The 18,771-nt window shown below is 72.0% G+C and carries 15 protein-coding genes; 5 read left to right on the forward strand and 10 right to left on the reverse strand.

Going from position 1 to position 18,771, the window contains the following annotated elements; genetic code table 11:
• The 3 genes from AAH979_RS34060 to AAH979_RS34070 form a co-directional block, all read right to left on the reverse strand.
• The gene (locus tag AAH979_RS34060; RefSeq protein ID WP_346262238.1) at positions 1-729 is read right to left on the reverse strand and encodes an ABC transporter ATP-binding protein; all 729 of its coding nucleotides are present in this window, start codon (positions 727-729) and stop codon (positions 1-3) included.
• Positions 726-965 carry a hypothetical protein gene (locus tag AAH979_RS34065; protein WP_346262239.1) on the reverse strand — a complete coding sequence of 80 codons (240 nt, stop codon included), beginning with the start codon at positions 963-965 and terminating at the stop codon, positions 726-728. The genes AAH979_RS34060 and AAH979_RS34065 overlap by 4 nt, the downstream gene beginning before the upstream one ends.
• A 339-nt stretch (positions 966-1,304) precedes the next feature.
• Positions 1,305-2,135 (reverse strand): class II fructose-bisphosphate aldolase, encoded by an 831-nt coding sequence (locus AAH979_RS34070; RefSeq protein ID WP_346262240.1) that lies wholly within the window; start codon positions 2,133-2,135, stop codon positions 1,305-1,307.
• Between the two features lie 217 nt (positions 2,136-2,352).
• Here AAH979_RS34070 and AAH979_RS34075 point away from each other — a divergent pair, with 217 nt between their 5' ends.
• Together AAH979_RS34075 and pfkB are read left to right on the forward strand one after the other, a co-directional pair.
• Positions 2,353-3,741, forward strand: coding sequence for an FGGY family carbohydrate kinase (locus AAH979_RS34075; protein ID WP_346262241.1), 1,389 nt, complete (start codon positions 2,353-2,355; stop codon positions 3,739-3,741).
• Between the two features lie 49 nt (positions 3,742-3,790).
• Positions 3,791-4,768, forward strand: a complete 978-nt coding sequence (gene pfkB, locus AAH979_RS34080; protein ID WP_346262242.1) for a 1-phosphofructokinase — start codon at positions 3,791-3,793, stop codon at positions 4,766-4,768.
• A gap of 67 nt (positions 4,769-4,835) precedes the next feature.
• Here pfkB and AAH979_RS34085 read toward each other — a convergent pair whose 3' ends face one another.
• Positions 4,836-6,419, reverse strand: coding sequence for a bifunctional NAD(P)/FAD-dependent oxidoreductase/class I SAM-dependent methyltransferase (locus AAH979_RS34085; RefSeq protein ID WP_346262243.1), 1,584 nt, complete (start codon positions 6,417-6,419; stop codon positions 4,836-4,838).
• A gap of 76 nt (positions 6,420-6,495) precedes the next feature.
• Between AAH979_RS34085 and AAH979_RS34090 the strand changes: the two genes are divergently transcribed.
• Positions 6,496-7,077 carry a helix-turn-helix domain-containing protein gene (locus tag AAH979_RS34090; RefSeq protein ID WP_346262245.1) on the forward strand — a complete coding sequence of 194 codons (582 nt, stop codon included), beginning with the start codon at positions 6,496-6,498 and terminating at the stop codon, positions 7,075-7,077.
• Positions 7,078-7,120: 43 nt separating this feature from the next.
• On the opposite strand, the gene AAH979_RS34095 is transcribed toward AAH979_RS34090, so the two are convergent.
• Entirely contained in the window at positions 7,121-8,320 is a 1,200-nt protein-coding gene (locus AAH979_RS34095; RefSeq protein ID WP_346262246.1) for a low temperature requirement protein A, read from the reverse strand.
• 185 nt (positions 8,321-8,505) lie between these two features.
• On the opposite strand from AAH979_RS34095, the gene AAH979_RS34100 reads away from it, so the two are divergent.
• A complete protein-coding gene (locus tag AAH979_RS34100) occupies positions 8,506-9,516 on the forward strand; it encodes an LLM class flavin-dependent oxidoreductase (protein ID WP_346262247.1) in 1,011 nt (336 codons plus the stop codon).
• 302 nt (positions 9,517-9,818) lie between these two features.
• Here the strand turns inward: AAH979_RS34100 and AAH979_RS34105 are convergent, their stop codons facing one another.
• A complete protein-coding gene (locus tag AAH979_RS34105; protein ID WP_346262248.1) occupies positions 9,819-12,077 on the reverse strand; it encodes a cellulose binding domain-containing protein in 2,259 nt (752 codons plus the stop codon).
• A gap of 340 nt (positions 12,078-12,417) precedes the next feature.
• Here AAH979_RS34105 and AAH979_RS34110 point away from each other — a divergent pair, with 340 nt between their 5' ends.
• A complete protein-coding gene (locus AAH979_RS34110) occupies positions 12,418-13,611 on the forward strand; it encodes a GNAT family N-acetyltransferase (RefSeq protein WP_346262249.1) in 1,194 nt (397 codons plus the stop codon).
• 33 nt (positions 13,612-13,644) lie between these two features.
• Here the strand turns inward: AAH979_RS34110 and AAH979_RS34115 are convergent, their stop codons facing one another.
• The 4 genes from AAH979_RS34115 to AAH979_RS34130 form a co-directional block, all read right to left on the reverse strand.
• On the reverse strand, positions 13,645-14,118 hold the full coding sequence (locus tag AAH979_RS34115; protein WP_346262250.1) for a hypothetical protein: 474 nt from the start codon (positions 14,116-14,118) through the stop codon (positions 13,645-13,647).
• A 119-nt stretch (positions 14,119-14,237) separates the two neighbouring features.
• On the reverse strand, positions 14,238-14,927 hold the full coding sequence (locus tag AAH979_RS34120; RefSeq protein WP_346262251.1) for a hypothetical protein: 690 nt from the start codon (positions 14,925-14,927) through the stop codon (positions 14,238-14,240).
• Entirely contained in the window at positions 14,924-16,090 is a 1,167-nt protein-coding gene (locus tag AAH979_RS34125; protein WP_346262252.1) for a hypothetical protein, read from the reverse strand. The genes AAH979_RS34120 and AAH979_RS34125 overlap by 4 nt, the downstream gene beginning before the upstream one ends.
• Positions 16,091-16,398: 308 nt before the next feature.
• Positions 16,399-18,447 (reverse strand): beta-galactosidase, encoded by a 2,049-nt coding sequence (locus AAH979_RS34130; protein WP_346262253.1) that lies wholly within the window; start codon positions 18,445-18,447, stop codon positions 16,399-16,401.
• Positions 18,448-18,771 lie beyond the last annotated feature (324 nt).

Genomic DNA, 18,771 nt, shown 5'->3' on the forward strand with positions numbered 1-18,771 from the left:
TCAGCGCCGCCCGTCGTAGACGGTGCCGGCAGCGATGCTGGCGAATCGGTTGTCGTCGGCGAACGCCCCGTCGCGCATGGAGATCACCCGGTCGGCGACCGCGGTGATGCGGGCGTCGTGGGTGACCACCACGAGGGTCTGTCCCGCGGCGCGCAACGCCTCGAACAGCCGCAGTACCTCCAGGGTGGCGGAGCTGTCCAGGTTGCCGGTGGGTTCGTCGGCCAGCACGACCAGCGGCTCGTTGCTCAACGCGCGGGCGATGGCGACCCGCTGGCGCTGCCCACCGGACAGCGCCGAGGGCAGGTGCGCGGCGCGGTCGGCCAGCCCGACCCGGTCCAGCAGGTACATCGCCCGCTTGCGGGCCCGCCCCGGTGACTGGCCGGCCAGCAGCGCGGCCAGCTCGACGTTCTCCACCGCGGTGAGCTCGTCCATGAGATGAAACGACTGGAAGACGAACCCGACGCTGTCGCGCCGCAGCCGGGCCAGGGCCCGCTCGCTCATCGTGTCGATCCGGTGCTCGGCCAGCCACACCTGCCCACCGGTCGGGCGTTGCAGCCCGCCGAGCAGGTGCAGCAGGGTGGACTTGCCACAGCCGCTCGGCCCCATGATCGCTAACGTCTGTCCGGCGGGCACGTCCAGGTCGACCTCGTCGACCGCGCGTACCAGCGTGTTGTTCGAGCCGTACCGTCTGGTCAGCCCACGGGCCCGCAGCGCCATCGATCCGGTCATGCCTCCGCCTTCCGCCCAGTCCGATCACGCTCAGCCCACATGCGCTCGCCTGCCTCCAGCCACTCCAGGTCGGCCCGCAGCCGCAGCACGACGCCCTCCAGCAGCACCCCGGCAACCGGATCCACCGAACGGTCCGGCGCCGCGCGCTGGGTGTCACGCAGCCGGCGCAGCACCTCGCGTCGCTGCGCATCGACCAGCGCCACGGGATCAGCAAGCCGGCCGGCCGCGGCGGCCACCCCAGCTCCAGGTTCTTCCTCGTCGATGAACCCTCTCATGGAGACCTCGCGGCTTGGTCGACAGGACGGCACGGACGCCGTAACTCGACGCGAAGTCGCCGCCGCCGCTCAGCTCGACATGGTCGCCGGGGTAACCGGCGCCCTGACCCATCAGCGCCTTCATCGTCTTGCCCTTGACCCCGGACCTGGTACGACGAGGTGGGAGACCCCGGCGGCCGCCGGTCCGGACCCCGTCCGGACCGGCGGCCCGGCGGACCCCACGGGGAGGTGGAGAGGTTCAATACTGAGCCGCCATGGACGCGTGCCGCGCCGTCGTTCAGCACCTTCCTGACCCGTCGCTCAGGAGATCGTGCTGACCAGGTGGGCGACGGTCCGGGCGATCGCGTCCCGCGCCGGTGCCAGGTATTTCCGCGGGTCCAGGACCGGCGCGGCCGCCAGCTCGGCCCGGACCGCCTCGGTGAAGGCGACGTTCAGGATGGTGCCGACGTTGATTTTCACGATCCCGGCCCGCACGGCCCGGACCAGGTCGTCGTCGGGGACGCCGGAGGAGCCGTGCAGCACCAGCGGCACCGGCAGCGTCTCCCGGAGTCGGCCGATGAGCGCGAAGTCGAGCGCGGCGGTCCGGTCGGTCATCGCATGGGAGCTGCCCACCGCCACCGCCAACGCGTCGACCCCGGTCGCGGCGACGAACTCGGCCGCCTCGGCCGGATCGGTACGGACCCCCGGGGCGTGTGCGCCGTCCTTGCCACCGACCTCACCCAGCTCCGCCTCCAACCACAGGCCGCGCGCGTGCGCCCAGCCGACCGCCTCCACTGTGGCGCTGACGTTGGCGGTGTAGTCGAGTCTCGACGCGTCGAACATCGCCGAGCTGATCCCGGTCCCCTCCGCGGCGTGTAGCAGGTCCCGGCTCTGCACGTGGTCGAGGTGTACGGCCACCGGCACGGCGGCGAGTTCGGCCACCGCGGTGACGGCGGCGGCGATCGGGGCGAGCCGGCCGTGGTGGAAGCGAACGGCGTTCTCGCTGATCTGGAGGATCACGCCCCGGCCGGCCTGCTCGGCTCCGGCGACGATTCCTTCGGCGTGCTCCAGCGTGATCACGTTGAAGGCGGCGATCGCCGTGTTCGCGGCACGGGCGCGGTCGACCAGTTGGCCGGTGGCGGTAAGGGGCATCCGGTGCTCCATTTTCCGTGGGGGGTGCCAGAGTGAACCTTTTTCAACCTCCCCTTGCGGTCCGGCGGACCGCAAGGTCGGACGCGGTGCGTGAGCGCCGCGCGGTCCAGGTTGAAAAAGGTTCAGTGGTGCCAGCCCTTGACAGCTTTCCCGATCGAAAACAAGTATTCCCATCCTTGAACAACCGGCTGGCACCGCATCAGCGGGAGGTGACGAGGTGGCAGTTGCACTGCTCGTCGGCCTCGACGTCGGCACCACGACCAGCAAGGCCGTGGTCTTCACCGACACGGGTGAGCCGCTGTCCCAGGCCTCGGCGGCCACGCCCTGGACAGCCACCCGAACCGGCGCCGAACTCGACGCGACCGCCCTGCTCGGCTCCGCCCTAGCGGCCCTGGCCGGCGCGCTGGCCGCCGCCCCGCCCGGTCCGGTCGCCGGACTCGGCGTGGCGAGCCTGGGCGAATCCGGAGTGCTGCTGGACCGGTCCGGCGCTCCGGTCGGCCCGGTCGTCGCCTGGCACGACACCCGGGACGAGACGGAACTGGCCGACCTGTACGCCCGGATCGGCCCGGAGAGCTTCGCCCGCACCACCGGGCTGCCGCTGCGGCAACAGTGGGCGCTCACCAAGCACCGCTGGCTGCTCACCCACCATCCGGAGACCCGGACCGCCGTGCGCCGGCTCAACATCGCCGAGTGGGTGGTCCGCAGGCTCGGCGGTGCGGAGGCCGCCGAACAGTCCCTCGCCTCCCGGACCGGCTGGCTCCGGCTCGACGACCGGGACTGGTGGCCCGAGGCGCTGGAGTGGTCGGGGGCGCGCGCCTCGCTGATGCCCGAGGTGGTGACCGCCGGAACCGCGCTCGGCACCGTCGGCGCGGGGGGCCGACTCGACCGGCTCACCGGAGCCACGCTCACCGTCTGCGGCCACGACCACCAGGTCGCCGCGATCGGCGCCGGCGCGGTACGCCCCGGCGACGAACTGGACTCCTGTGGTACGGCGGAGGCACTGGTCCGGTCGGTCCCGCCGGGCCTGGCCCCGGAGACCGTCGCCGGGCTGGTCGCCGCCGGGGTCACCGTCGGGTGGCACGCCCTGGCCGATCGCTGGTGCCTGCTCGGCGCCACCACCGGAGGACTGGTGCTGCAACGGGTGCTCGCCGGACTCGGCCTGGACCGTGCCGACCTGACCCGAATCGACACCCTCGCCGAGCAGGTCCAGCCGGGCCGGGTCGGGGTGCGAATCACCGACGAGGGCCGGTCGGTGGTCGTACCGGCGGGGGAAGCCGCCGAGCCGGCGGAGATCTGGCGGGCGGCGCTGGAGACGGTCACCGACGAGATCGGCGTCATCCACGACGCGATGACCGCGTACAGCGGTGACCACCACGACCTCGTCGCCGTCGGCGGCTGGTCGCGCAGCGACGCGCTGATGGCGGCCAAGGCCCGCCGGCTCGGCCCGGTACGCCGTTCCCCGGTCGTCGAGGCGGGGGCGCGCGGCGCCGCTCTGCTGGCCGGGCTCTCGGCCGGGGTCTACGGCAGCGTGGACGACTTCCCGGACGCCCCCGGTACCCCGGCAGGAGTGCACTCCGGCGACACCGTGGCCGGGGGGCGGTGGTGAGGCAGCGATCGCCCGAGCCGGCCTGGCCCGGCCGGCACGTGGAGTACCTGTGATTCTCACCCTGACCCCCAACCCGAGCGTCGACCGGACGGTTTTCATCGACGCCCTACCCCGTGGGACGGTGATCCGCAGCCGTCGCGGCTGGAACGAACCCAGCGGCAAGGGCGTCAACGTCGCGCTGGCCCTGCAACGCCACGGCCGACCGGTCACCGCCGTCCTGCCGGTGGGCGGTTCGGTCGGCGCCCAGCTCTCCGAGATGCTCCGGCTGGCCGGACTGCCCGTTCGGGAAGTGCCGGTGCGGGGTGAGATCCGCAGCAACATCAGCCTGGTCGAGCCGGACGGCACCGTCACCAAGGTGAACGAGCCCGGTCCCGAGCTGGACGCCGGGGAGACCGAGGCGCTGGTGCGCGCAGTCCTGGACAACCTCGCCGGCGTCACCTGGCTGGCCTGCTGCGGCAGCCTGCCCGACGGCGTACCGCCGGACCTGTACGCCAAACTGGCCGAGGCGGCCCGGTCCCGCGGGGTCCGGGTCGCGGTCGACACCTCCGGCGAGCCGCTGCGGGCCAGCCTCGCCGGCCGACCCGACCTGGTCAAACCGAACTCTTCCGAGCTGGCCCACCTGGTCGGCCGGCCACTGCGGACGTTCGGCGACGTGATCGACGCGGCGCTCCAGGTCCGCAAGCTCGGCGCCGGCGCGGTGCTGGCCAGCCTCGGCATCGACGGCGCACTGCTGGTCGAGGCCGCCGAGGTACGGCACGCCGAGGCGCGGGTGCCCCGAGTGGTCAGCGCCGTCGGTGCCGGTGACGCCGCCCTGGCCGGCTTCCTGCACGGCGGCGGGACGGGCATCGCCGCGCTCCGTACCGCCGTGGCCTGGGGCACGGCCGCCGTCCAGCACGAGGGAACGCTCTTCTCCGCTGCCGGCCCGGATCAGGCGGTGCTGGTGAGCGGCGACGTCGACCCGGGCCGGCCGCTACGGGATCCCGACGCCGTCCTCGCCCGGGCCGAACCCGTCACCCGGCCCGCCTGACCGGGGCGGCGCCGTCCGCTCCGGACGGTGGCGCCGCGCTGAGCCACCGGGCCCGCCCCCGGGTCGGCTACCGGCGGCGGGCGACCAGTACCGCGTCGGAGATGGTGATCTCGCGTCCCTCCTGGTCCACCACCGGCCGGGGCCGGGTCTCGGCGGCCAGCACCGTCCAGGCGGTCGGGTCGAGCCCGGACGCGACCTCCTCGGCGGTGTACATCATGTCCGGGAAGTGCATCCGGTGTGCCGAGGTACGCAGATCGGACGGGTGGTGCCCGACGATCAGCAGGGTGCCGCCGGGGGCCACCGCGGCGGCGAGCCGGCCGAACACCTCCCGTCGGGTCTCGCCGGGCAGGTGCATGAACTGCGCGGAGACCAGGTCGTACCGGCCCTCGGCCGGCGGCTGCTCGCGCAGGTCCGCGTGCCGCCACTCGATCCGGCCGGCGACCTCGGCACCGGCCGCCTCGGCGTGCGCGGCGGCCCGGCCGAGTGCCGTGGTCGAGATGTCCACCCCGGTCACCTGCCAGCCCCGCTCGGCGAGCCAGATGGCGTCGGCGCCCTCTCCGCTGCCGACGTCGAGCGCCCGGCCCGGCGCCAGCCCGGCCGCCTCGGCCACGAGTTGCGGGTTGGGGCGGCCGCTCCAGATCGCCGGGCGGGCCTGGTAGCGCTCCTCCCAGCCCTCCTGCTCGAACATCGTGCGCACCTGGTGCCGGTAGGACTCGACGGCGTTGCGAGTCTCCTCGGCGACCAGGTCGATGTTGATCTGCGCACCGGCCATCAGGCCGGACGCGGCGGCCGAGATCACCTGGGCGCGTACGTCCGCCACGTTGCCCGCCACCCAGACCCCGGGCACCGCCAGCCCGCTCGGGTCGGCCGGGATCTGGCTGCCGACGACGTGCCCGCCCATCTCCACGTCGACCGGCTTGACCCCGAGCGACTCCAGCAGGCCGGCCCGGGCGGTGAACCGGGGCGCGACCACGAGGGCGTCGAGCGCGACGACCTCGCCCGAGGCCAGGCGTACCCCGGTGAGCTGGTCGTCGGCGATCTCCAGCCCGGCGACCGGGCCGGGGACCACGGGAATGGCCCGCGCGGCGAGCTGTTCGGCGTCGGGGGGTTCCAGTGTCGGGGCCTCGTGCGTCAGCAGCATCACCTGGGGGCTCCACTGCCGCCACAGGTTCACCTGGTGCACCGCCATGGCGGTCGGCCCGGTCACCAGTACGCCGATCCGCCGGTCGCGCACCTCCCAGCCGTGGCAGTACGGGCAGTGCAGCACGTCGCGGCCCCACCGCTGCACCAGCCCGGGCAGCTCGGGCAGTTCGTCGACCAGGCCGGTCGTCACCAGCAGCCGTCGGGCCCGCAGTTCGGTGCCGCCGTCCAGGGTCAGCCGGAAACCGTCGCCGTCCCGGGCGGCCGTCTCGACCCGACCGGTGCGGATCTCGCCGCCGTACCGGGTCACCTCGGCACGCCCGTCCGCCACCAGCTCCGCCGGAGGTGTGTTCTCCCGGCCCAGGTAGTTGTGCACCCGGTCGGCCGGTGCGTTGCGCGGCTCCCCGGCGTCCACCACCAGCACCGACCGCCGGGCCCGGGCCAGCGCCAGCGCTCCGGCCAGCCCGGCGGCGCCGCCACCGACCACCACCACGTCGTATGTCTTCTCCACGCTGCGCTCCCCTTCCTCGCACGGTACGCCTCCACGGTGCGGCGCGTTGGGACGGTCAGCAACTATCCTTGCCGGTATGGCAAAGGACGAATTCGCGTTGACCTCGGTCGGCCCCCGGCTGCGGGAGCTGCGCAGGCAGCGGGGCAATACGCTCACCCAGCTCGCCGAGTTCACCGGCATCTCGGTGAGTACCCTGTCCCGGCTGGAGTCCGGCGGCCGCAAGCCGACCCTGGAGTTGCTGCTGCCGCTCGCCCGGGCCTTCCAGGTCTCCCTCGACGAACTGGTCGACGCGCCCGCCACCGCGGACCCCCGGGTGCATCCCCGGCCGATCGTCCGGCACGGCATCACGTTCCTCCCGCTGACCCGCCGGCCGGGCGGTTTGCAGGCGTTCAAGCAGATCCTCCCGCCGAACACTCCGGGCGGCGAGCCGGAACAGCAGACCCACGAGGGCTACGAGTGGCTCTACGTGCTCTCCGGGCGGCTGCGCCTGCTGCTCGGCGAGCACGACCTGATCCTGACCCCGGGCGAGGTCGCCGAGTTCGACACCCGGGTCCCGCACCACGTCTCCAACCCCGGCCCCGGGGTCACCGAGGTCCTCTCCCTCTTCGGACCGCAGGGCGAACGCCTGCACGTCCGGGCCCGCCCGACGGCACGCTGAGCCGGGCCGCCCAGCCGGGCCCGCCGGTCGGTGTTCGGGGCGGTCAGAGTGGCGAGGCGGGGGGTTTCGGCTGGCGGCCCCGGGTCCGGGCCAGGTCGTGCAGGGCGATGCCCAGCAGGATCGTGCTCACGGTGCCGGCCACGGCCAGCGGCGGCACGAAGAGCATGCCCGGCGCCGCCGCCACCAGCGCGACGATGCCGAGCAGCCGGGACCGGAGGACCGTGCCGAAGACCTCGTACCCGAACCGGGCCCGGCCGGCAAGGAAGAGCAACGGGCCGCCGACGATGACCCCGACCCAGGCGCCGTCGGTGTGCCCGAGCGGCCGGGCCACCACGAGTTCGTACCCGACCGCGGTGGTGACCACCCCGGCCACGATCACCAGGTGGGTGTAGGTGGCCGACCAGGCGAACCGGGCCGGGTCGCGGGCGGTGCCGAAGGCCGCGGCCAGCAGGAACCCGGCCTGGAAGAAGTAGACGCGCCAGAGCAGCACGGTGGTGGTGAAGGCGATCAGGAAAGCGGCCGACTGGGCGGCGGTGAAGTCGCCGCCGCTGAACGCGAACCCGGTGACCAGGATCGACTCGCCGAGCGCGATCAGGAAGAACTGCTGGTACCGCTCGGCGATGTGCTCGCCCGCGAAGGCCCATTCCGGGCTCGTCGACGAGCCCAGCCGGGGGGTGGGCCAGCGCAGCAGGTGGCCTAGATAGTCGGCGACCAGCGCCAGGCCCCAGAGCAGCAGCCGGAGGTCGCCGGTGACGAGTGCCCCGACGATCCAGAGCGGGGCGGTGCAGAGTACCCAGAAGACCAGCCGGACGGAGATCCGCTGCCGGGGGTCGCCGCGCAGGGTCAGCCCCAGCACGAACGGCCGGCCGAACTGGAGCAGTACGTAGGCGAGCGCGAACATCAGCCCGTGCCCGCCGAACGCCTGGGGTACGGCGACCGCCATCACCATCGAGCCGAACATGGTGACCACCACGACGCCCTGGACCAGCGGCCGTTCCGGGTCGAAGCGGCTGGTCATCAGGGTGGTCATCGACCAGAGCAGCCAGAGGGTCAGCAGCAGCACCAGCGCGCGCAGCGCCTCGAGGAAGACCTCCTGGTCGAGTTGGGTGAGGTCGTGCACCAGCCGCTGCGAGACCCGGGTCAGCGCGAAGACGTAGACCAGGTCCAGGAAGAGTTCCAGGAAGGTCGCCCGTGGCGAGCTTTCCTCTCTCCGCAGCAGTTCCGCCCCGCCACCGAGTACCATCCGCCCGCCTGTTTTCCCCCGCTCCGGGACACTGCCGTCGAAGGCTCACGTCTCCTGCCAGAGGATTACCACGGGGCGCCGGTCCCGGGAGCGGGGCCGGGCAAACCCGTCCGGCGAGACGCGGGAAATCCGCCGGTGAAGGCGCCGCCCGGAAGAAATCCGGTCCGTCGCCGGTTGCCGCACGTGTGATCGACGTACCGTTGTCTGTCCTTGACCTCGCACCGGTCGCCGCCGGCACCACCGCCGGCGCGGCCCTGCGGCACACCACCGAACTCGCCCGGCGCACCGAGGAACTCGGCTATCACCGGTTCTGGGTGGCCGAACACCACAACATGCCGGCGATCGCCAGCTCCGCCCCGGCGGTGTTGATCGCCCACGTGGCGGCGGCCACCTCGACCATCCGGGTCGGGTCCGGCGGGGTGATGCTGCCCAACCACGCGCCGCTGGTGGTGGCCGAGCAGTTCGGCACGCTGGAGGCGCTGCACCCGGGCCGGATCGACCTCGGCATCGGCCGGGCGCCCGGCACCGACCAGCCGACCGCGCTGGCGCTGCGCCGGACCATGGCGGGGCTGTCGGCCGAGAACTTCCCGGAGGAGCTGGACGACCTGGTCAACTACTTCACCGGGGAGCGGCCGGGCCCGATCACCGCCACCCCGGGCCAGGGTGACCGGCCGGAGATCTGGCTGCTCGGCTCCAGCGGGTTCAGCGCCCAACTCGCCGGGCTGCTCGGCCTGCCGTTCTCCTTCGCGCACCACTTCAGCGCGGCGAACACCCTGCCGGCGCTGGCCCTCTACCGGCAGAGCTTCCGGCCGTCGCGCTGGCTGGACCGGCCGTACGCGATGGTGGCGGTCAACGCGGTCTGCGCCGAGGACGACGAACGGGCGGAGTGGCTCTCCGGCCCGGCCTCGCTGTCCTTCCTGCGGCTGCGTACCGGCCGGCCGGCCCCGCTGGCCACCCCGGAGGAGGCGGCGGCGTACCCGTACACCGAGTTGGAGCGGCAGTTCGTGCTCGAACGGCGGGAGGGGCAGGCGCTCGGTTCGCCGGAGACGGTACGCCGGCAGCTCACCGACCTGCAGGCCCGGACCGGGGCCGACGAGTTGATGATCACCACCCTGGTTTACGACATAGCCGACCGGGTGCGCTCGTACGAGCTGATCGCGGAGAAGGTCGCCGGCGGGCTCCGCCGGCAGGGCTGACCGGCCCGGCGATCTCCATGGCGAGGCCGGTCGCGATCTCCATGGCGAGGCCGGTCGCGGCGGTGACCGTGACCGGCGTCACGCCGAATCGAGGTCGCGAAACACACTCTTCACCGTGCCGTCATCGGCGCGCACCGGAAGCGGCCTAATGTTCTTACCGGTGGTGGTTCGACAAGCGCGATCGGGACGGGTCGCGTGATGTCGCGGTGTGTGCCGCACCGGCACGCGGGGAGATGAGCGACCCCGCGGGCCGGTGCGGCTTCGCGTTTCCGGGCCCTATCGTTTCCGGATCCTGATCCGGGCTACCGAAGATAGATCGACGGTGCCGGCGGGGTGGACATGCCGTTCCCGATGAAGAAGCTCGGATGCGGCGGCTGGTTGTAGGCGGTGTTCTGCCAGGCGATCGCCACCCGGTACATCGGGTCGTGCATCAGGGTGTGAATCCGGGTGCTGGTCTCGGTCGGCGTGCTGTAGATCCGCAGCGCGCCGTTGTCGCTGGTCCGCCAGATCACCTCCTCGCGCCAGTCGCCGAGGATGTCCGCCGAGAGCGCCGGGGTGGCCTTGGTGCCGTTGTTCGACGCCACCCCGCTGCCGTTGAGCAGCCGGGTGTCGGAGCTGGTGCCGTACTTGTCGATCCGGGTCTGGTCCAGCAGCTCCCGGACCGGGTCGCCGTCCCACCAGATCAGGAAGTTCGCCGACGACGGCTTGCGGCCGACGTTCGACCCGCTCGGGCTGCGCAGCCCGTCGGCCGCCGACGACCAGGACTCCGCCCCGGCGCTGCCGGCGTGGACGTCCCCGGCCACGCCCCGGCCGTTGTCCCCGGCCGGCGAGGTGGACCAGTAGACCTGCCCGGTACGCGCGTTGGCGAACCAGGACGACGGACTGGACGAGTTCTCGCTGACCTTGAAGTACTCCAACCCTGAGCGGCTCGGGTCGAGGTCGCCGAGGTGGGCCGCGTCGCCGTGCCCGTGCCCGGTGTTCCACAGCGGGGAGCCGTTGTCGTTGATCGCCATCGCTCCGTACAGGATCTCGTCCCGGCCGTCGGCGTCCACGTCGCCGACGGTCAGCGCGTGGTTGCCCTGGCCGGCGTACTGCGAACCGGCCGAGTTGGAGTCGAAGGTCCAGCGCCGGGTCAGCGAGCCGTTGCGGAAGTCCCAGGCGACGACGACGCTGCGGGTGTAGTAGCCGCGCGCCATGATCAGTGAGGGTCGCTGCCCGTCCAGGTACGCCGTTCCGGCGAGGAACCGGTCCACCCGGTTGCCGTAGTCGTCGCCCCAGGACGAGACGTTGCCCCGGGCCGGCTCGTAGTTGACCGTCGAGCGCACCGCGCCGGTCTGCCCGTCGAACATGGTCAGAAACTCCGGCCCGGCCAGCACGTAGCCACTGGAGTTGCGGTGGTCCGCCGAGGAGGAGCCGATCACCTGGCCGGTGCCGGAGCGGGTGCCGTCGGCCGTCTTCATCGCCACCTCGGCGCGGCCGTCGCCGTCGTAGTCGTACACCTGGAACTGGGTGTAGTGCGCGCCGGCCCGGATGTTGCGGCCCAGGTCGATCCGCCACAGCCGGGTGCCGGTCAGGGTGTACGCGTCGACGTACACGTTGCCGGTGTAGCCGGACTGCGAGTTGTCCTTGGCGTTCGACGGATCCCACTTGAGCACGATCTCGTACCGGCCGTCGCCGTCCAGGTCACCGACGGAGGCGTCGTTCGCCACGTAGCTGTACGCCTCCCCGGAGGGTGTCGTGCCGCCGGGCGGCACCTGGAGCCGTACGTCGAGATAGCCGCTGCCGAACTGGAGCGCCGGCGCCGAGGCCGCCTGCTCGGTCCCGTTCACCACCGCCCGCACCGTGTACGCCGACCCGGCGGCGGCGCCCGAGTCGAGATAGTTGGTGGCGCCGGTGATCGGGGTGGAGTTGACCCGGGTCGAGCCCCGGTAGAGGTTGAACGACACGCCGGAGGTCTCGGTGCCGAGCAGCCGCCAGGAGACCAGGTTGGCGCTGCCGGAGCGGACGCTGACCAGGCCCCGGTCGAGGTTCTCGACCTGCTTGGCCCCGGCCGGCGGGTTGGTCGGCGGCGGTGTGGTCACCGGCGGGGTGGTCGCCGGAGGGGTGCCGGTGGGCGGTCCGCCCGGCGTGGTCGCGGTCGGCGCCACCGCACCGGTGCAGGTGGTGCCGTTCATCGCGAAGCTCGCCGGCACCGGGTTGCTGCCGTTCCACGAGCCGTTGAAGCCGAACGTGGCGCTGGCGCCGGTGCCGAGTGCGCCGTTGTAGCTGACGTTGCTGGCCGTCACCTGGCCGCCGCTCTGACTGACCGTGGCGTTCCAGGCCTGGGTGACCTGCTGGCCGGCGCCGTACGACCAGGTCAGGCTCCAACCGGTGACCGGGTCACCGAGGTTGGTGAGGCTGACGCTGGCGCCGAAGCCGCCCTGCCATTGGTTCGTCACCTGGTAGTCGACCCGGCAACCGGCGGCGGCGGCCGAGGCGACCACCGTGAAGGTGCCGGTCGCGGCGAGCGCGGCGGCCGCGGTGGCGGCGAGCAGGGTACGGCGACGTGCTGAGATACGCATGATCAACTCCGTTGGGGGCGGGGCGCGGTACCGGGTTTCGCCAGCCCGACCGGGGATGGCCATGCCGTACCGACCCTGCCCTGGGGCCGGCCGGACCCGAACCGCGGGAGGGCGGCCGAAATGGAACAGTTCAACGGCAACCCGACAACGGGGGAACGGCTTCCTGCGCACCTGAATGCTAGGGCAACCGCTTTCCGGTACACAACATCGAGCCCGGTCGGTTTAAAGGTTTCAGCCCGCCCGGCGCCGCCACCGGAGCGTCCCGCCGGCCCGGCCGTGGGCCGGCACCCGGCGACGAACTCGCTCGCGACGGTCGAGGCGGGCTGACTAGGCTCGGTCGGTGCCCACCCTCATCCGGCAGCTCGAAGCCGACGACCTGGCCGCGGCCGGCGAGTTGGGCCGGCTGGCCTTCGGCTCCGCCCCGTCCACCGCAGCACCGTCGACCGATCCCCGGCCGGGCGTCACCGGCTACGGCGCGTTCGACCCGGACGGCCGGCTGGTCGGCAAGGCGGTCGACCTGCACCACGAGCAGTGGTGGGCCGGCCGCCGGGTCTCCGCGGCGGACGTCGGCGGAGTCGCGGTGCTGCCCGAGGCGCGCGGCCGGGGCGTGGCCCTGGCGCTGCTCCGCGAGCTGCTCCGGGGTGCCCGCGAGCGGGGTGCCGCGATCAGCGCGCTCTATCCGACGGTCACCGGGCCGTACCGGCGGGCCGGCTGGGAGGTGACCGGCGCCCTGCGCGCCGTCGACCTGCCCACCGTGGCGCTGCCCCGGCACCGGCCGGCACCCGGGTTGACGGTCCGGCCCGGCGGTCCCGCCGATCTCGCCGCCACGGCCGACCTGTACGAGCGGATCGTCCGGCACCGCTGCGGCCTGCTCACCCGCCGGGGCGGGGTCTTCGACCGGAACCAGCCTCCGACGGCGCTGCCGGACGGGGTGGACGGGCTCACCCTGGTCGAGCAGGACGGCCGGCTGGTCGGGTACGCGAGCTGGCAGCGCGGTCGCGGCTACGACCAGCACGCCGTACTGACCGTCGAGGAGGTGCTGGCCAGCACGCCCGAGGCGGCCCGCGAACTGGTCGGCGTACTCGCGAGCTGGCAGAGCGTCACCCCGACCGTCCGGCTCTGGCCGCTGGGCACCGACGCGGTCGCCGCCAACCTGCCGCTGGAGCAGGCCCGGCAGCACGAGCAGCGGATCTGGATGCACCGGCCGGTCGACGTGGTCCGGGCGGTACGCAGCCGGGGCTGGCCGGCACACGTGCGCGGTCGGGTCGACTTCGCACTGACCGACGAGATCGCGCCGTGGAACTCCGGCAGTTGGCGGCTGGAGGTCGACGGCGGTGGTGCCGAACTGCACCGGATCCCCGAGGAGCCCCCGACCCAGCTCTCGGTACGCGGCTTCGCGCTGCTCTACACCGGTGCCGCCGACGGGTACGCGGTCGCCGAGGCCGGCCTGCTGCGCTGCCCCGCCGGCACCGACCCGGGCGCGCTCGACCTGCTCGGCGCCGGCCACCGGGCCGAACTGCTCGACTACTTCTGAGCGCTACCCGCCACTCCGGGCCGTACGGGTGGGTCAGCTCCCGCCCCCGCCGGTCAGCATCGGGACCAGCACCAGCCCGCCGCAGCAGATCAGGCCGACCACGCCGAAGCTGATCAGGGCGATGCTGTAGTTCGACCACATGCCGAACTTCGTCACGTCGGTACCCAGCCCGTCGTGCACCCGGTTGCGCCACCCGCCGAACCGGAACGACAACTGGTGCCCGGCACCCGGCTGTACGACGACCCTCGTGGTCATCATCGGGATGCCGAACAGGTCGGTGTACTTGACCTCGTGCTCCCCGGCCGGCACCGCGATGTGGAAGGTGCCCTCCGCCATTCCGGAGACCTCACGCCCATCGATCTTCAGCTTGCAGGTGCTCGGCGCGGGCACGAGGTAGGGCCCCCGGTTCGCCGAGACGATCAGCGCGCCCCAGCCCGGCGGCAGCGGGACCGGGTACGGGTAGGCGGCCAGGGCCATGCCCGGCGGTGGGACCGAGGGATATGCCATCGATGCATAGTGGCATACCCGGCGGCGGAGGCTGGCCGGGCATACCCGCGGGTGAACTGCCCGGACCGGAGCCGCCGGGCTACGGGAGGCACCTCAACGGCCCTATCCTAACCCGCTTCCTACTGCGACTGCCGGCCTCCGCCCCGCCGCTCGACACGCGCACGCCAGGCGGGCCAGCCTGCCGAGACCGATGAAAGTTCATTGGGGTCGAGCTGGGGCTCGATGAAGTGCTTCTCTATGAACTTGTAGAGCAGTCCACCCAGGTCGTCACGAACTTGATCACTAATGTCGGTCGTCGTGTAGGACTCGATCGCGGCCATCCGAAGATAGATACGCTTGCGATCGAGTTCGGCGCGTCGATGGTTGTGTGACTCGATTGAGGCGTAGGTGAACAGAAGCGCGAGTGGCAGCATCGGCACCGCGATCTGATACCACGCCAGGTTCGGCACCGCGACGACGAAATAGACCGCCAGGCCCACCGCCGTGACGAGGATTGCGACGGCGAACCGTCGCCATCGATTCGCTTGGCGGCGATGGTGGTCCGCGTCGTCGGCGTACCGGCCGAACAGGGTCGCGCTGCGCACCAACTTGACGAGGCCCTCCGCCTCTTGCCGCAGTTGGCGTATCATCTCCACGTCGGCGTCCGCGCCGTCCCGCACGGAAGCGCCGGCCAGCACGTACTCGTGCTTGAGGTTCGTCAGCCACTCCCGGAGTTCCGCGACCTCTACTTTCATCGCGAGCACCTCGTCGACGCCCGATCCGTGGTCGCTCACTGCCGTCGAGGCGTTCGCCGTCTCCTCACCGCTCACCCGTCCCTCCTCAATCCCGAGGCGATGTTCCTGCCCACGTACAGGAGCGTCGCCCCCAGTAGCGCCACACCCGCCACCATCGCGGGCCAGGTGGCCGCCAGGCTCTGCGATTCCAGCACGAACCAGCACAGCGAGGCGGTCGTGAGAATGCTGGCGAATGCGACCGAGGCGAGTGTGACGACCTCAAACTGGAGAAGACTCTGCGGAGTCCTGAAGGACCGGTTCCGGTCGTCCAGTTCCTGGTAGATCCAGGCGACAGGACGCCGCACGACAAACGCGGCAACCGGGCACCAGGCCGCGTAGACACCGAGGACACCGAGCCACAGCACCGTCCCGGGCACCACCTCCGCGCCCGCGTTACCCACCAGTTCGACCCGGCGCGCCGGTGCGGCGAGGTCGAGGAAGACCAGGGTGGTGATGGTGATCCCGGTGGTGAGGATGGTCAGGAGGAACGCCTTGGCGTACCGGAGAACGAGAACCCTGAGCAACAGGTTGTGACGCGCCAGCGATGCCTCCATCTTGGCGGATTCCTGAGCCAGCGTCCGCGGGACCGACGCGGTGTACTTGAACATGAACTCGCGCAGCTTGTTCTGCACGACGGTCATGTTGGAGGTGACTTCAAGGCCCCGGCACTCACCGATGAGATGAGCTTCCCTGAGCAGTCGCTGCCGGGCGGCGGCCGACACCGGAACGAGCAACTCCGTCACCCCGAGTTCCTGACGCGCCTGACGTATCGGTTCCGGATCGGACAGGGATTTGTCGGAAACCCGGATCCCGGACAGGATGAACCTCGGGTACGAAACGCCTGGGTACTGGGCGCCGAAGTGGTGGCTCGTGAAGTAGAAGCGGACCAGGTCGCGTAACAGGGCATAGAGCGCCCACAGAGGTAGCACCAGGGAGACAGCGACCGGGAACATCATGAGCCACCGCTGCGGCGCGCTGGAGGGCGGAAAAGAAGGGTAGGGCAGGAACAGCAGCTCGGAAAACAACTCCGAAAAGGTGTCACGGAACAGCACCGGAAGCAGGGTGAGCAGGCCGGCCCCGCCGAGAAAGGCGCCCGCCACCCGGTGGAGAGTCGATAGACGCGTTTCTCCGCGCTGAAGATACGCCCGGTACTCCTGAAGATCAGCGGCGTTGACCGGTGCTTCCACTGTAGCCGTCACCACGCTCCACCCTCCGCGTCGGTTCTCGTGGTCATCCCACGCACACCCCGGTCATGTGTGTCTCATGAGCATGCCGAGCTGGAATCACCTGACATAAGCTCGGACCGCCAGCGTAGCGGTAGGGGCGGCGGGCTCCGGTCCACCGTCCGGCGGACATCCCTGACGATCAGCTAATGCAGCCGATACAAAGCCGCAGTGACACACTCGCTCCGTATGACGCGGGTCGCGCTGAACATTTGTGTTCACTATCGCTTTCACGACACCGGCAACCGCCATTCCCGTCCACCGAGGAACACGCACCGGAAATCTCAGGTCTCGCGGAGCACCGCACAACCTCCGGCGGGCAGCACCACCGGGTCGACGGGTACGCCGGTGAACAGGTCCACTCCGGACACCGCGACGGTCTGTGGCGCGTCGGTGTGGTTGAGCAGGAAGAGCCAGCTCGTCTCGGCGCTGGACCGGCGGACCGCCTCCACCCCGGCCGGCGCCGCCGGGCAGGTCGGTGCCGCGCCGGCCGCCTCGGCCAGCCGGGCCAGCAGGTCGCGGTACGGATCGTCGTCGAGCCGGGTGGCGAGGTACCAGGCCACGCCGTCGCCGTACCCGTGCCGGGTCAGCGCGGGCTGGCCGTCGAGGAGTCCGCCGAGGTAACCGACCGACGGCGTCGCGCCGGTCAGGCGTACGGTCTCGGCCCAGAGCCGACCGGTGGTGCCGTCCGAGAGTGGCAGCCGGGTGTCCGGATCGAGCGGATGGAACTCCTCCACCCGGATGCCGAGCAGGTCGCGCAGCGCTCCCGGATAGCCGCCGACCCGGACCCGGGCATGCTCGTCGGCGATCCCGCTGAAGTAGCTGACCAGCAGGTGACCGCCGGCCGCCACGTAGTCGCGGATCCGGGACGCGTACCGGTCGGAGACCAGGTAGAGCGCCGGAAGCACCAGCAGGGCGTACCCGAAGAGGTCGTCGCCGTCGGTCACGAAGTCGGTCGCGTGGCCGGCCCGGTACAGCGCCCGGTGTGCCGCCGACACCTCGGCGGAGTAGTCGAGCTGCGCCGAGGGCAGCACGGTGGCCTGCAACGCCCACCAACTGGCGGCGTCCCAGGCGATCGCCACCCGCGCCCGTACCGTGCCGGCGTCCACCTCGGAGAGTCGGTCGAGCAGTGCGCCGAGCGACACCGCCTCGCGGAACGCCCGGCTGTCCGGGCCGGCGTGCGGGACCAGTGCGGAGTGAAAGACCTCGGCACCGCCCCGGGAGGCCCGCCACTGGAAGAACATCGCACCCCGGGATCCCCGGGCGACGTGGGCCAGGCTGTGCCGGGTCATCCGGCCCGGCTCCTTGGCGTGCATCCGGTCCGGCGTGACGATCAGGTTCGGCGCGCTCTCCATCAGCAGCCAGGCCGGGCCGCCGGGCGGGTTCCGGCCCTCCGGCGGTCCGGCGGCGGTCCGGCCGGCCCGCCCGGTCCGCTGCCCGTGCCGGGCCCAGGACCGGGCCAGGTCGGCGGCGAACGCGGTCTGCTCCTCGGCGCCCGGCCCGATCTCCGCCGGATAGTGGTCGATCGCCACCAGGTCCACCTCGGCGGACCACCGCGCGTGGTCCACCGGTACCCAGCCGCCGAGCACGTAGTTGGTGGTCACCGGTACGTCCGGGGTGGCGGCCCGGAGCAGGTCCCGCTGCTCGACGTACGCCTCCAGCAGCTCGTCGGAGACGAACCGGCGGAAGTCCAGTAGCTGGCTCGGGTTGCCGAGGTACTGGGTGGCCCGGGGCGGCCGGATCTGCTCCCAGCCCGAGTAGTGCTGGCTCCAGAAGCTGCCGGTCCACGCGTCGTTGAGCCGGTCGAGGTCGCCGTAGCGGGCCCGCAGCCAGGCCCGGAAGGCGACGGCGACATGCTCGCAGTAGCAGGTGGTGCCGTACTCGTTGTGCACGTGCCAGAGCGCCAGCGCCGGATGGTCCCGGTAGCGCTCGGCGAGCGCGACGGCGATCTCCCGGGCCGCCGCTCGGTACGCCGGGGCGCTGGCACAGTAGGTGTCCCGGCTGCCGTGGCTGAGCCGTACCCCGTCGGCGGTGACCGGCAGCGCGTCCGGGTGCCGGAGCGAGAACCACGGCGGCGGGGACGCGGTCGGGGTCGCCAGCGCCACCCGGATGCCGCCGTCGTGCAGCAGGTCGAGCACCTGGTCCAGCCACTCGAAGTCGTACCGGCCGGGCTGCGGCTCCAGCCGGGACCAGGCGAAGACCCCGACGGTGACCAGGTTGACCCGGGCCCGCCGCATCAGCTCGACGTCGGTCGGCCAGACCTCTGCCGGCCATTGCTCGGGGTTGTAGTCACCGCCGTAGCAGAGCCCGGTCAGACCCTTCGGCCAGCGCACCCGCCCCGCCTCTCCCGGCGTACCCGCAACCGTCGCCGTTGACCTTTGTTTGGGTTCCAGCCAAAGTAGGCGGGGTGCATCGCCCTGTCAACGGCCTCGGCTCGACCACCCGGATTGAGGACTGGGCAGCGGTCCTGATCAGCGGCGACGGCCGGCAGGGCGCCCTCTGCTACGGCGGTTCGGACGCCGTCCGGGTCACCGTCACGCACCAACAGCTCCTCCTGCTGGCGGCCGGCCTGACGCATCGACCGCGATCGTGCCGTTGACAGTTTGTTGGGTTACCAAAGAAACTAAGGGGAGTCCATGCGCCGGCCGGCACCGTCG

The organism is Plantactinospora sp. ZYX-F-223 (assembly GCF_039649625.1).
Lineage (GTDB): Bacteria > Actinomycetota > Actinomycetes > Mycobacteriales > Micromonosporaceae > Plantactinospora.